9 protein-coding genes and 1 pseudogene are annotated in these 14,573 nt (G+C 63.5%); 6 read left to right on the top strand and 4 right to left on the bottom strand.

Annotated features, from left to right (window positions below; all coding sequences use genetic code 11):
* Positions 1-5: 5 nt before the first annotated feature.
* Positions 6-4,148, top strand: coding sequence for a translocation/assembly module TamB domain-containing protein (locus LY284_RS09395; RefSeq protein ID WP_014190686.1), 4,143 nt, complete (start codon positions 6-8; stop codon positions 4,146-4,148).
* A gap of 8 nt (positions 4,149-4,156) precedes the next feature.
* On the opposite strand, the gene LY284_RS09390 is transcribed toward LY284_RS09395, so the two are convergent.
* The 3 genes and pseudogenes from LY284_RS09390 to metG form a co-directional block, all read right to left on the bottom strand.
* A complete protein-coding gene (locus tag LY284_RS09390) occupies positions 4,157-4,549 on the bottom strand; it encodes a hypothetical protein (RefSeq protein ID WP_014190687.1) in 393 nt (130 codons plus the stop codon).
* A gap of 131 nt (positions 4,550-4,680) precedes the next feature.
* Positions 4,681-6,043 (bottom strand): annotated as a pseudogene (locus tag LY284_RS09385) (IS3 family transposase).
* A 100-nt stretch (positions 6,044-6,143) separates the two neighbouring features.
* On the bottom strand, positions 6,144-8,285 hold the full coding sequence (metG, locus tag LY284_RS09380; protein ID WP_041730186.1) for a methionine--tRNA ligase: 2,142 nt from the start codon (positions 8,283-8,285) through the stop codon (positions 6,144-6,146).
* Between metG and LY284_RS39030 the strand changes: the two genes are divergently transcribed.
* Complete coding sequence (locus LY284_RS39030) at positions 8,263-8,550, top strand: hypothetical protein (RefSeq protein ID WP_175582449.1); 288 nt, start codon at positions 8,263-8,265, stop codon at positions 8,548-8,550. The two genes, metG and LY284_RS39030, sit on opposite strands and share 23 nt — an antisense overlap.
* Positions 8,551-8,778: 228 nt before the next feature.
* Here the strand turns inward: LY284_RS39030 and LY284_RS09370 are convergent, their stop codons facing one another.
* Positions 8,779-9,438 (bottom strand): OmpA family protein, encoded by a 660-nt coding sequence (locus LY284_RS09370; protein ID WP_014190690.1) that lies wholly within the window; start codon positions 9,436-9,438, stop codon positions 8,779-8,781.
* A 265-nt stretch (positions 9,439-9,703) separates the two neighbouring features.
* Here LY284_RS09370 and apbC point away from each other — a divergent pair, with 265 nt between their 5' ends.
* The 4 genes from apbC to LY284_RS09350 all read left to right on the top strand — a co-directional run bounded on the left by apbC (position 9,704) and on the right by LY284_RS09350 (position 14,533).
* Positions 9,704-10,792 carry an iron-sulfur cluster carrier protein ApbC gene (gene apbC / locus LY284_RS09365; RefSeq protein ID WP_014190691.1) on the top strand — a complete coding sequence of 363 codons (1,089 nt, stop codon included), beginning with the start codon at positions 9,704-9,706 and terminating at the stop codon, positions 10,790-10,792.
* 119 nt (positions 10,793-10,911) lie between these two features.
* Positions 10,912-11,454: a superoxide dismutase family protein gene (locus tag LY284_RS09360; RefSeq protein WP_014190692.1), complete on the top strand. Its 543-nt coding sequence runs from the start codon at positions 10,912-10,914 to the stop codon at positions 11,452-11,454.
* Between the two features lie 121 nt (positions 11,455-11,575).
* On the top strand, positions 11,576-12,145 hold the full coding sequence (gene dcd / locus LY284_RS09355) for a dCTP deaminase (protein WP_014190693.1): 570 nt from the start codon (positions 11,576-11,578) through the stop codon (positions 12,143-12,145).
* A 102-nt stretch (positions 12,146-12,247) separates the two neighbouring features.
* On the top strand, positions 12,248-14,533 hold the full coding sequence (locus LY284_RS09350; RefSeq protein WP_014190694.1) for an arginine/lysine/ornithine decarboxylase: 2,286 nt from the start codon (positions 12,248-12,250) through the stop codon (positions 14,531-14,533).
* Positions 14,534-14,573 lie beyond the last annotated feature (40 nt).

Below are 14,573 nucleotides of genomic sequence, written 5' to 3'. Positions count from 1 at the left end.
AAGGCATGACGGATTCGACTCATTCCGCCGACGCGCCCGCTTCCGGCGACGGCAGCGCAGGCAACGCGGGCAACAACGAGACGCCGCCGAAAAAGAGCGGCTGGCGGCGCCTTGCGCGCTGGATCGGCGCGCTTGTGCTCGTCGTCGTGCTGATCGCCGCGCTCGCGGCCGGCGGCGTGCTGTTCGTGCTGACGACCGAGCGCGGCACGCGCTACGCGTGGGACGCGGCGACCTCGCTTCTCAAAGGGCAGTTGACCGGCAAGCTCGACGGCGGCGCGATCGCCACGGGCCTGCGCTTGCGCGATGTGCACTGGAAAGACGGCAAGGGCACGGATATCGCGGTGGATAGCGTCTCGGGCCGCTGGGCGCTCACGCGCGAGCCGCTGCGCTTCACGATCGACTATCTGCATGTCGGGACGATCGACGCGCGCATCGCGCCATCGAACGAGCCGAGCAAGAAAACGGCGTTGCCCAACGATCTGCGCATTCCGATCCAGCTTGCGATCCGCGATTTGTCGGTCGAGAAGCTGCGCCTGCATCAGGGCACGACGACGACCGAATTCTCGCGCCTGCTGTTCAATGGCCGCAGCGACGGCCAGCATCACGAAGCGACGGTCCAGCGCCTCGACACGCCGTTCGGCTCGGTCACGGCGGCGGCGAAGCTCGACGGCGGCGCGCGCCCGTTTCCGCTCTCCGGCGACCTGGGTTATGCCGGCAAGGTCGCCGGCGAGGCGGTGAACGTGAGCGCGCGGCTCTCGGGCTCGCTGGAAGACCTGATCGCCGATATCGACGCGAGCGGCATGAAGCTCAAGGGCCAGGCGCACGTCGAAGCGCTGCCGTTTGCCGACGTGCCGCTCAAGTCCGCGCTCGTCACCTTCGATCACGTCAATCCGCAGTCGTTCGCGCCGGGCGCGCCCGAAGCCGATCTCGCCGTGCGCGCCGAAGTGAAGCCGGTCGAGAGCGCCGACCCGAAGGCGTTCGTCGTCGCCGGGCCGGTGTCGATCGTGAACGCGAAGCCCGGTTCCATCGACAAGAAACTGCTGCCGCTCATCGACGCGCGCGCGAACGTGCGGCTCGACGCCGCCGAGCAAAGCATCACCGATCTGAATGTGCGGCTCCTGAAGAACGCGTCCGTCACGGGCGGCGGATCGCTCGCGGGCGGCAAGGGCAAATTCGACCTGAAGGTGGCGAAGCTCGATCTGAACGCGATCGAACCCATGCTGCGTCCGACCGATTTCGCCGGGCCGATCAGCGTCGTGCTCGCGGGCGACACACAGACGATCACCGCCGATCTCAACGACCCGAAAGCGGCGCTGCGCGCGCAGGCGAAAGTCAAGCTCGACCCGAAGCAGACATTGCTCGACGAAGTGAAGCTGACGGTCGGCAAAGGCCGCGTGGAAGCAAGCGGCGCGCTCAAGAAAGACGCCCATTCGAGCTATGACCTGAAGGCGAAGTTCGTCGATTTCAATCCGCTTCTGCTGCAACAGCAGTTGATCGCGCCGAAGCCCGCGCCGGCGAAGAAGGGCGCGACGAAAAAGGCGGCCGCGCCGCCGCGCACGATCGAGGCGCGCGTGAACGGCACGCTCGCGGCGTCCGGCCAGCTCGCGCCGACGCTCACGGCGAAAGCCGCGTTCAAGCTCAACGACAGCATGTACGACAACCTGCCGCTCACGGGCGAAGGCACCGTGCAGGTCGCGGGCACGCGGCTGCTGCCGAGCAAGGCGTCGCTCTCGGTCGCCGGCAACGACGTCGATCTGAACGGCAGTTTCGGCGCGCCGGGCGATCGCCTGCGCTTCAAGGTCGATGCGCCCGCGCTCGAACGGCTCGGCTTCGGCATCGCGGGCACGGTGAAGGCGGACGGCGATCTGACCGGCTCGATCGCGCATCCGAACGTCGTGGCGAACTATCAGGCCGATGGCGTCGTGTTCGGCGCGAACCGCCTCGGCCACGCGGAAGGCCACGCCGATATCCGCGACGGCGCGAACGGCCCGCTCGTCTTCACGCTGAAGGCGCGCGATTTCAGCACGCAAGACGTCGAAATCGCGAATCTCGACGCGAATCTGAACGGCACGCGTATGCATCACACGCTCGACCTGACCGCGACGGGCAAGGTGCGCGGCCAGCCGGTGAATCTCGCGGCCGCGGCGAACGGCAAGTTCACCGACGCGCCCGACGGCCCGCACTGGGACGGCGCGATCACGAAACTGTCGAACAAGGGCACGCCGTCGCTGAATCTCGAAGCGCCGCTGTCGGTGAGCTACGGCCCGCAGCGGCTCGTGCTCGGCGCGACGCGGCTCGTCGCGGAAGGCGCGGTGCTGAATCTGAAATCGTTCGCGATGGAAAACGGCCGCGTGCAATCGACGGGGACGCTCACGAACCTGTCGGTGCCGCATCTGCTCGAAGTGCGCCGGGAGCTGACGGGCGCGGAGCCGCCGATTCGCACCGATCTCGTTTTCGACGGCGACTGGAACTTCGCGCTCGGCGCGACCGCGACGGGCTACGCGCAGATCAAGCGCCGCAGCGGCGACGTGACCATCGACGGCGCGCGCGGGCTTGCCGCGCTCGGCATCACGGATATCACGGCGCGCGCCAATTTCACCGATGGCAATCGCCTGAACGCTTCGCTGCATGCGCAGGCGAGCCGCATCGGCGTGATCGACGCGAACGTGCACACGCCGCTCGTCAATCGCGACGGTATGCTCGCGATCGACGATAACGCGCCGCTCACCGGCGGCATCGACGCGAACATTCCCGAACTGCGCACGACCGGCGGGCTGCTCGGCGCGAACTATCTGCTCGGCGGCAAGATTGCGCTCAAGCTGGTGATCGCGGGCATCGTCGCGAAGCCGAATCTGTCGGGCTCGCTCACCGGCGACAACGTCTCGGCGACCGTCGTCGATCAGGGCGTGCAACTGAAGGACGGCACGATCCGTATCGCGCTGTCGGAGAATCTCGTCGATCTCCAGCGCGTCGAATTCCACGGCGCGAGCGGCACGCTGCGCGCGACCGGCAAGGTGCGGCTCGACGAGCAAAACCCCGATCTCACGGCGAGCATCATCGCGGACAAGCTGGAACTCTTCGCGTCGCCGGACCGCGAGCTGATGCTGTCGGGCGAAGCGAAGATCGCGAACGCGGGCTTGCAGGGCGGCATGGCGATCGACGGCAAGTTCACGGTCGATCACGCGCTGATCGATCTGCCCGAATCGTCCGCGCCCTCGCTCGGCGACGATGTCGTGATCGAACGCCCCGATGGCACCATCAAGGGCGAAAACACGGACAAGCAGATCGTGGCGGCGAGCGAGAAGCCGGTCGGGCCGTTTACGCCGCGCGCGAACATCGAGATCAACCTGGGGCAGAAATTCCGCTTCAAGGGCGCGGGCGCGGATCTCGGGCTCGCGGGCACCATCACCGCGACGAGCGCGCCGAACATGCCGCTGCGCGCGGTCGGCAATATCCGCGTGACGACGCCGGGTTCCTCGTACACGGCGTTCGGCCGCAAGCTGAATATCGAGAACGGCTTCTTCACGTTCAACGGACCGGTGGCCAATCCCGGCATCAACATTCTGGCGATGCGGCGCAATCAGGAAGTGGAGGCGGGCGTGCAGGTGACGGGCACGGTGCAGGCGCCCGTCGCCAAGCTGATCTCCGAGCCGAACGTGACCGACAACGAAAAGCTTTCGTGGCTGCTGTTCGGCCACGGCACGGATCAGGGCAACAACGTTGGCCAGCAGAGCGCCATGACGAGCGCGCTCGCGCTGCTCGGCAGCAAGGGCGGCGCGAAGATCGCGCAGACGGTCGGGCTCGACGAGTTCACCGTCGGTTCGAGCGAAGTCGGGCTGACCGACCCGCAGGTCGTGCTGCTTTCCAAAGCGATCAACGAGCGGCTTGTGATCGGCTACGAACAGGGACTGCAATCGGCGAGCAACGCGGTCAAGGCGACGCTGAGCCTCTCGCGCTTCTGGTCGGTGACGGCGTATGGCGGCACGTATCAGGGCGTCGATCTGTCGTACACGCGCAGGTTCAATTCGTGGGCGCGGTTGTGGTCGGGCTCGCCGGGAACGCAGGCCGTGCAGCCTTCGGCTGCGTCGGGCGCGTCGGGGGTGAGCGCGCCGTTCGGGGCATCGGCTACGGCGGTGGATTCGGACTGATCGCCGGATCAGGCATGACTGCCACAGACAACGAATACGCCATTGGGCAGCGTGCGCAACATGATCCGGCTTGCTTCGAACGACATGCCGCGGCCATCGCGATGATGCAGAAATGCGAGCACGCCGCCGCCGATGAAATGCAGCGTGTGAGAGGTCGTGTCAGACGTGGTCACGACGTCATGCCGTAAAACCTGCGCGAGATCGCCGATCTGCACCTGACGAATCTCGGGGATCGTCCCGCTGATGCTGCCGTCCTCGGTGAGGATGTACTTGTCTCCATCCCGGCCTTCGATCAATTGACTGCCATCGGGAAAATCGGTGCGCTTGCCGCCGGGAATGTCGACGAATGCACCGTTTGGCGCCGTCGCGCGTGATGAATCCCTGCGTTGTTCATCTGTCATCGCGTCTGCTTTTTATTTGATCAGGAAAGCAGAGTAAAACGCAGACGCGCAGAAGAATCAACGCTTGCCAATTGGCATAAAAAAAGGCCACGCACGTTTGAACTGACCCCGCAAAGTTGGACAGTTTTGGGCTAGGCCGCTAAGGGCTGAGTTCTGTACATCACAGGACTCAGCCCTTTCAGCTTCAGCTTGATGCGGTGGTGATTGTAGTAGTGAATGTAGCGTCTGATTCCGGCCTGAAGGGCTTCGATGCTCTCGAAGCGGTTGGGGTAGAAGAACTCCGACTTCAAAGTGCCGAAGAAGCTTTCCATGGTGGCGTTGTCGTGGCAGTTGCCCTTGCGCGACATGCTTTGCGTCAGGGCTCGTTGCGAGAGCAACGCCTGGTAAGCGCCCATCTGATAGTGCCAGCCTTGATCCGAGTGGACCAAGGGGCGATCATCGACTTCCAGCCTTCTGAATGCCTTTTTGATCATGTTGGCGACCATCGCGAATGCCGGACGAGTGGCCGTCTCGTAGGCGATGATCTCGCCGTTATACAGATCCAGCACCGGCGATAGATAAAGCTTTCGCTCGCCCACCCGGAATTCAGTGATATCGGTGACCCACTTCTGGTTCGGCCCCGCGGCATCGAACTGTCTTTGCAGCACGTTCGGCGCAACCCGTCCCACCGTCCGCGGAAGGCTTGAAACTTCTTCGGGCGCACCAGCGACTTCAGTTTCATGAGGTGCATCAACCGCTGGACGGTCTTGTGATTCACAACCGTGCCCAAATGCCGGACTGCGTGAGTAATGCGTCGATAGCCATAACGCCCTTTGTGCTGCTCGAACACAGAACGAATACGCGCCTTGAGCTGCGCGTGTTTGTCCGCCTTGCGTGAAGCCTTGCATTGGTAGTAGAACGTGCTGCGCGCCAGGCCGGCCACTTTCAGCAGGCCGTCGAGCGCAAACTCATGCCTCAACCCGGCCACTACTTGCGCTTTTTGCGCTGCGCTGTAGGGCTTTCCGAGCGGATCAAGGCATCGAGTTTTTTTAGGTACGCATTCTCCATGCGCAGATAGTTCAGCTCCTTCAGGAGCTCTTCCTTCGTGCGGGCCTCGTCGGGTTTGGACGAAACAGCTGGCGCAGATGACTTGGGTTGCTTCACGGAGCGTCCTCGGGGGCGCGGCTCAAGGGCCTGCATACCTCCCGAATCATACCGGCGCTTCCAGACATTAATCGCGCTCGGATTGCGGATATCGAAGATCGCGGCCGTCTCTCGGCACGACAGAGCCTTGGTGTGCATGAACTGCAGCACCTTCAGTTTGAATGGGCCGTCGTAGAAACTGTACTTCTTCTTAAACGCCGCCTCGCCATGCGCCCGCCACGCCGCCACCCATTTATGCACCGTGCCACGGCCCACGCCATGTTGACGCCCCACCTCTCCGAAACCGCCGCGCTCGCCTGATAAATAGTCTTGAACGACTCTGCGCTTGAGTCGTGCGCTGTACTTGCTCATGAAAAAACACCCCAAATCGTTGAACGGGTGTCCAACTTTTGGGGTGCAGTTCAGTTGTGCGTAGCCTTTTCGTGACGGCGCGACGTCGGGACGGCGCGCCTTACTTCACGCGCATGCCCGGCTTTGCGCCACCGTGCGGCTCCAGGATATACAGGCCCGGTTCAGCCTTCTCGTCAGCCGCCGACGCCGCCAGCACCATGCCTTCGGACAGGCCGAACTTCATCTTGCGCGGCGCGAGATTGACGACCATCACGGTGAGCTTGCCGATCAGATCCTGCGGCTGGTACGCCGACTTGATGCCGGAGAACACGTTGCGCGTCTTCTCTTCGCCGACATCGAGCGTCAGTTGCAGCAGCTTGTCGGAGCCTTCGACCGCCTTGCAATCGACGATCTTCGCGATCCGCAGATCGACCTTCGCGAAGTCATCGATGGAAATGACGCCGGCATCGTCCTGTTTCTTCGCGACGGTCTTGGCCGGAGCGGCGGCCGCCGTTGCTGTCGCCGTCTCCGCGGCCGGCGCGAGCGATTCGCGGTTGGCCGCCAGCAGCGCCTCGATCTGCTTCGGATCGACCCGCGTGGTCAGATGCTTGTACGCATTGATCGCGCTTTCCGACGACAGCGGCTTCGCGGCGTCGGCCCAGACGAGCGGCGCGATGCCGAGGAACGACTCGACCGCTTCGATGAGCTTCGGCAACACCGGCTTCAGCGCGAGCGACAGCAGGCGGAACGCTTCGAGGCTCACGCTGCATGTCTCGTGCAGCGCGACGGCGTTCGCCGGGTCTTTCGCCTGCTCCCACGGCTTCGCGGTATCGACGTAGGCGTTGACGGCGTCGGCGAGTTCCATCGTCGTGCGCAGCGCGCGGCCGTACTCGCGCGATTCATAGAAAGCGGCGATCTGCGAAATCGCGGCGCGCAGTTGACCGAGCAGCGGATGATGCATCGCGCTGTCCTGCACGCGGCCGTCGAAACGCTTGATCAGAAAGCCCGCGGCGCGGCTCGCGATATTCACGTACTTGCCGACGAGATCGCTGTTCACGCGCGCCTGGAAGTCATCGAGATTGAGGTCGATGTCTTCCATCGTGCTGTTGAGCTTCGCCGCGAAGTAATAGCGCAGCCACTCCGGGTTGAGGCCCGTGTCGATCACGCTCTGCGCGGTGATGAACGTGCCGCGCGACTTCGACATCTTCGCGCCGTCGACGGTGAGAAAGCCGTGCGCGAACACGTTCGTCGGCGTGCGATGGCCGGAGAATTCGAGCATCGCCGGCCAGAACAGCGTATGGAAATACAGGATGTCCTTGCCGATGAAGTGATACTGCTCGGCTTTCGAGCCGGGCGCGATCCACGCATCGAAGTCGATGCCCGCGCGGTCGGCGAGATTCTTGAAGCTCGCGTAATAGCCGACCGGCGCATCGACCCAGACGTAAAAATACTTGCCCGGCGCGCCGGGAATCTCGAAGCCGAAGTAGGGCGCATCGCGCGAGATGTCCCAGTCGGCGAGCTTCGCTTCACCCTCGTCGCCGAGCCACTCGCGCATCTTGTTGGTCGCTTCCGGCTGCGCGAGGCCGCTGACCCAGCCGCGCAGGAATTGCTCGCAGCGCGGATCGGACAGTTTGAAGAAGTAGTGCGTGGACGTCTTGCGGATCGGCGTCGCGCCCGAGACGACCGAATACGGATTGATGAGTTCGGTCGGCTGATAGGTCGAGCCGCAGACTTCGCAGTTGTCGCCGTATTGGTCCTTCGCGCCGCACTTGGGGCACTCGCCCTTGATGAAGCGGTCCGGCAGGAACATTTCCTTGACCGGGTCGTAAGCCTGCTCGATGTCGCGCGCTTCGATCAGGCCCGCCTCCTGCAGCGAGGTGTAGATCGAGTTGCACAGCACGCGATTTTCCTCGGCATCGGTCGAATAGTAGTTGTCGAACGAGATGCCGAAGCTGTCGAAGTCGCGCTTGTGCTCTTTCCACACGCGCTCGATCAGTTGTTTCGGCGTGATGCCTTCCTTCTCGGCGCGCAGCATGATCGGCGTGCCGTGGGTGTCGTCGGCGCCGACGTAGTAGACCTCGTGGCCATGCATTCGCAGCGCCCGAACCCAGATGTCCGTCTGAATGTACTCGACCATGTGGCCGATATGAATCTGACCGTTCGCATACGGCAGCGCGGACGTGACGAGGATCTGGCGGCGGCCGCTTTCGTGGGCCGAAGCGGTCGGCGCGGCGGAGGCAGTGGCTGAAATCGGTGCTGACATAGAGGGCGCGGCCTGGGGTTTGAAATGCGTGGGTTGCGAAAAAACGCGGATTTTGATTTTAGCAGGGTGGCGTGGCGGGGCTTTGGCGACGCTTCAGAACGAAATGATCCGCCAGGGCGTGCGCAAGTCCGAACTCGCGCGCCGTCTGAACGTGCATATGCCTCAGGTGGACCGTCTGCTCGACCCGCGTCATTCGTCGAAGATCGAAGCGATCGAGGCGGCTTTCCGTTCGCTCGGCAAGCGCCTGAATATCTCGGTCGCGTGAGCGTCGCGCAAAATCGCGCGCGCAAAAAAAACCGGGGTCCAATCGGGCCCCGGAGCAACAACGACAAGAGGAGAATGGCAGGTGATGGCCTCGCCATCCACCTACCGTAAGAACAGACAAGCGCCGCACGCCCAAGTTTCAAATTTTTTTCAGCCTGATGCGCGCACTTGCCGGCCGGTTCGCGCCGCCACCGTCGCGGCGGCGGTTTCCTCTTTCAAATCAAGCGCTTTACTGAACTTGCTGACCCGGCTGCGCGGTCGCGCGCAAATAGATTTCCACGCGACGGTTCTGCGCGCGGCCGGCTTCCGTCGAGTTGTCCGCGATCGGCTGGTTCTGGCCCATGCCCTGCGACGACAGACGCTGCGCCGGGACGCCGTGCGTCGAAATGTACGACGCGACGCTCTGCGCGCGATTCTGCGACAGCGTCTGGTTGTACGCCGGCTGGCCCGTGTTATCCGTATGGCCGATGACGTTGGCGATCAGCTCGGGATGCTGCTGCATCGTCTGCGTGACGGAATTGAGCACCGGATCGAACGACGGCTTGATCGCGTAGCTGTTCGTGTCGAACGAGATCGAATTCGGAATGTTCACCTTGAGCGAGCCGTCCTGCTGTTCGGTCACTTGCGTGCCCGTACCCTTCGAGTCGCCCGAAATCTTGTTCTTGATCGACTGCCAGTTGTAGCCGACGATGCCGCCCGTGGCCGCGCCCGCAGCCGCGCCGATCGCCGCGCCCTTGCCGCCGCCGAAGATCGCGCCGATGGCGGCGCCGGTTGCCGCGCCAGCGCCGGTGCCGACCGCCGTGTTGGTGCCCTGTTGCGTCTGGCAGCCCGCCAGCAGCGCGCCAGCGACGACGAATACGGACAGACGGGTCAAGAGTTTAGTGTTCATCTACGATCTCCTTTGAATCGACAAGCGGATTCGGCAAACGGTGCCGACAGTGCGAAAGGGTCTTCGGACGAGCCTTTGAACGAGCCTCTACAATAATGAGAAAGACGTCCATCTGCCCGATTCGATGCGTCCCCGGAAAGATTTGCAGCGGCATAGTGCAGTGCACGAGCCGCCGGGCGCAATGGCGTTAACAATTACTTTCAATTTCTTCAGTCTGTTGCGCCCGCCGAAGGCGATAAGCAACAACCGTTCCAATGGAGTCCCGATGAGTATTGACCGCGCCAAGATCGACGCCGCACTCGCCACACTGACCGATCCGAACACCAACCGCAAGTTCGCCGATACCAAAAGCATGCGCAATGTCACGGTCGATGGCGGGAACGTCGCGGTGAGCGTCGTGCTCGGCTATCCGGCGAAGACGCAGTTCGGCGCCATCCGCGAGCAGGTCGAGACCGCGCTGCGGCAGGTGCCCGGCGTCGCGAACGTCGCCGTGGACGTGTCGTCGCAGGTCGTCGCGCATGCGGTGCAGCGCGGCGTGAAGCTGCTGCCGAACGTCAAGAACATCATCGCGGTGGCGTCGGGCAAGGGCGGCGTCGGGAAGAGCACGACGGCCGCCAACCTTGCGCTCGCGCTCGCGGCCGAAGGCGCATCGGTGGGCATGCTCGACGCCGACATCTACGGCCCTTCGCTGCCGATGATGCTCGGCATCACGGGGCGCCCCGAGTCGCCCGACAACCAGACGATGAACCCGCTCGAAGGCCACGGCATCCAGGCGAATTCGATCGGCTTTCTGATCGAGCAGGACAACCCGATGGTCTGGCGCGGCCCGATGGTCACGTCCGCGCTCGAACAACTGCTGCGCCAGACGAACTGGAAGGATCTCGATTACCTCGTCGTCGACATGCCGCCGGGCACGGGCGACATTCAGCTCACGCTGTCGCAGAAAGTGCCGGTGACGGGCGCGGTGATCGTCACGACGCCGCAGGACATCGCGCTGCTCGACGCGAAGAAGGGCTTGAAGATGTTCGAAAAGGTCGGCATTCCGATTCTCGGCATCGTCGAGAACATGAGCACGCACATCTGCTCGAACTGCGGCCACGAGGAGCACATCTTCGGCGCGGGCGGCGGCGAGCGCATGGCGAAGGAATACGGCGTCGAGATTCTCGGGCAACTGCCGCTCGATATCGCCATTCGCGAGCGCACCGATACGGGCCGGCCGACCGTCGTGTCGGACCCGGACAGCCGCATCGCGGAAACGTATCGCGCGATCGCGCGACGCGTCGCGATTTCGATTGCCGAGCGTCAGCGCGACATGACCTCGAAGTTTCCGAGCATCGTCGTGCAGAACACCTGATTTCGAGCATTCCGACGAATCTTCGCGAGCCTTGTGCAATGCGGCTCGCGGTATCATGTCGCCTTCGATGCGCGGCAGCGCGGACGCAAAGGGCGTTCGCGGGCCGCCGAGAGGATCGCATGAGACACAGATTCGACGGGAGGGCAGCAAGGACGCCGGGCGCCTTGATCGCGATGGCCGTTTTCAGCGTGATGCTGAGCGGTTGCGGCCTCATCTTCCAGAATCACGAGAAACGCGCGGACGCGGTGCTTCAGCCGACGCCCGGCAACGCGGCGCGCGGCACGGTCACGCTGATCGAGCGCGCGGACGGCGTCCAGGTCTCGTACAGTCTCACCGACATGCCGCCGAACAGCGATCACGCGCTCGCCGTGCACGAGCGCGGCGATTGCATCGCCGTGAACGATCAGGACGCGAGCCCGGTCTTCGCGCTGCCCGCCGAGCGCCGGAAGGCAAGCGCGCGCCTCGAAGGCGAGCTCGGCAATATCCACGCGGACGCAACCGGTTCGGCCACGGGCTTCATCGTGGCGACGGACGTCTCGCTCGACGGCGTGCGCTCGGTCATTTCGCGGGCGATCATGCTGCACCGCGAAGCCATGGACCCGTATGCGAGCGCCCCGCACAACGTCGGCCCGGCGCTCGCCTGCGGCGTGATCCGCCGCTAGTCGCGCGGCGACACGCACGCAGGTCTCGGCCGCTCGACCAATCGCGTAAAATACGCGCTTTCGTTCGTCAGACGGCGCGGCGTCACAAGCCCGCAGCCTTCACAGCCAGGTAACGCCCCCTATGAGCATCAAGTCCGACAAGTGGATTCGCCGCATGGCGGAAGAGCACAAGATGATCGAGCCGTTCGTGCGCGATCAGGTGCGCGTGGCCGAGGACGGCCGCAAGATCGTGAGCTACGGCACGTCGAGCTACGGCTACGACATCCGCGTCGCGGACGAATTCAAGATCTTCACGAACATCAATTCCACGATCGTCGACCCGAAGGCCTTCGATGAAAAATCGTTCGTCGACTTCAAGGGTGATGTCTGCATCATTCCGCCGAATTCTTTCGCGCTCGCGCGCACGGTCGAATACTTCCGCATTCCGCGCTCGTGCCTGACCGTCTGCCTCGGCAAGTCCACGTACGCGCGCTGCGGCATCATCGTCAACGTGACGCCGTTCGAGCCGGAATGGGAAGGTTACGTGACGCTCGAATTCTCGAATACGACACCTTTGCCTGCCAAAATCTACGCGAACGAGGGCGTCGCCCAGGTTCTGTTCTTCGAAAGCGACGAGATCTGCGAGACGTCGTACGCGGATCGCGGCGGGAAGTATCAGGGGCAGCACGGCGTGACCTTGCCGAAAACCTGATCGCGCTTAATAGAACGCGCACGCACTAAAGCTTGTCGAAAGACCGCTCGCCTCGGGATCGCGTCCCGGCCAGCGGTCGTTTCCATTCTGGAGATTCGCCTCATGAAGTTCCGCTTTCCCGTCGTCATCATCGACGAAGACTTTCGCTCCGAGAATATTTCGGGTTCCGGCATTCGGGCGCTCGCCGAGGCGATCGAGAAAGAAGGCGCCGAAGTGCTCGGCCTGACGAGCTACGGCGATCTCGCCGCGTTCGCGCAGCAGTCGAGCCGCGCGTCGTGCTTCATTCTTTCGATCGATGACGACGAACTGCTGCCCTACGCGGACAACGTCGTGGTCGAGGGCGACACGCCGGAACTCGCGTCGGCCATCGTGGCGCTGCGCGCGTTCATCAACGCGGTGCGCCGCCGCAACGCGGACATCCCCATCTTCCTGTACGGCGAAACGCGCACCTCGCGCCATTTGCCGAACGACATCCTGCGCGAGCTGCACGGCTTCATCCACATGTTCGAGGACACGCCGGAATTCGTTGCGCGCCATGTGATCCGCGAAGCGAAGGTGTATCTCGATGCGCTCGCGCCGCCGTTCTTCAAGGAACTCGTGCAGTACGCGGACGAAGGCTCGTATTCATGGCACTGTCCGGGGCACTCGGGCGGCGTTGCGTTCCTGAAGAATCCGCTCGGCCAGATGTTCCATCAGTTCTTCGGCGAAAACATGCTGCGCGCGGACGTCTGCAACGCGGTGGAAGAACTCGGCCAGCTGCTCGATCACACCGGCCCGGTCGCGGCCTCGGAGCGCAACGCGGCGCGCATTTTCGGCGCGGATCACCTGTTCTTCGTGACCAACGGCACCTCGACGTCGAACAAGATCGTGTGGCACGCGACGGTTGCGCCCGGCGATATCGTGCTGGTCGACCGCAACTGCCACAAGTCGATCCTCCACGCGATCATGATGACGGGCGCGATTCCCGTGTTCCTCACGCCGACGCGCAATCACTTCGGCATCATCGGACCGATTCCGCGCGACGAATTCAAGCCGGAAAACATCCGCCGGAAGATCGAGGCGAACCCGTTCGCGCGCGAGGCGCTGGCGAAGAACCCGAAGATCAAGCCGCGCATCCTGACGATCACGCAGAGCACCTATGACGGCGTGATCTACAACGTCGAGATGATCAAGGACCTGCTCGGCGACATGCTCGACACGCTGCATTTCGACGAAGCCTGGCTGCCGCACGCCGAGTTCCACTCGTTCTATCAGGACATGCATGCGATCGGCGCGGGCCGTCCGCGTACCGGCGCGCTCGTGTTCGCGACGCACTCCACGCACAAGCTGCTCGCGGGCATTTCGCAGGCCTCGCAGATTCTCGTGCAGGACAGCGAGAACAGCACCTTCGACCGTCATCGCTTCAACGAGGCGTATCTCATGCATACGTCGACGTCGCCGCAATACGCGATCATCGCGTCGTGCGACGTGGCCGCCGCGATGATGGAAGCGCCGGGCGGCACGGCGCTGGTGGAAGAATCGATCGCGGAAGCGCTCGATTTCCGCCGCGCGATGCGCAAGGTCGACGCCGAATACGGCGACGACTGGTTCTTCAAGGTCTGGGGCCCGGACGCGCTGGCCGAAGAGGGCATCGGCGACCGCGAGGACTGGATGCTCAAGCCCAACGACCGCTGGCACGGATTCGGCCCGCTCGCGGAAGGCTTCAACATGCTCGATCCGATCAAGGCGACGATCATCACGCCCGGACTCGACGTGGACGGCGAGTTCGGCGAGAGCGGCATTCCGGCCGCGATCGTCACGAAGTATCTGGCGGAGCACGGCATCATCGTGGAGAAGACGGGGCTGTACTCGTTCTTCATCATGTTTACGATCGGCATCACGAAGGGCCGCTGGAACTCGATGGTCACCGAGCTCCAGCAGTTCAAGGACGACTACGACAACAATCAGCCGCTCTGGCGCGTGTTGCCGGAGTTCGTCGCGCAGCATCCGTCGTACGAGCGCATCGGCCTGCGCGATCTGTGCGAGCAGATTCACAGTGTCTATCGCGCGAACAACATCGCGCGCCTGACGACCGAGATGTATCTGTCGAGCATGGAGCCGGCGATGAAGCCTTCCGAAGCGTTCGCCAAGCTCGCGCACCGCGAGATCGACCGCGTGCCGATCGACGAGCTCGAAGGGCGCGTGACGTCGATCCTGCTGACGCCGTATCCGCCGGGCATTCCGCTCTTGATTCCCGGCGAGCGTTTCAACCGCACGATCGTCGAATATCTGCGTTTCGCGCGCGAGTTCAACGAGCGCTTCCCGGGCTTCCATACGGATATCCACGGGCTCGTCGGCGAGATGATCAACGGGCGCATCGAGTATTTCGTCGATTGCGTGCGCGATTGACGTGATGCAAGAACAAACGGCCCGCAAGGGCTAATGCCGT

This window comes from Caballeronia sp. PC1 (assembly GCF_021353155.1).
Classification (GTDB): Bacteria; Pseudomonadota; Gammaproteobacteria; order Burkholderiales; family Burkholderiaceae; genus Caballeronia; species Caballeronia cordobensis.
The sequence above is the reverse complement of the archived record's forward strand: the minus strand, read 5'-3'. Positions and strand labels throughout refer to the sequence as shown.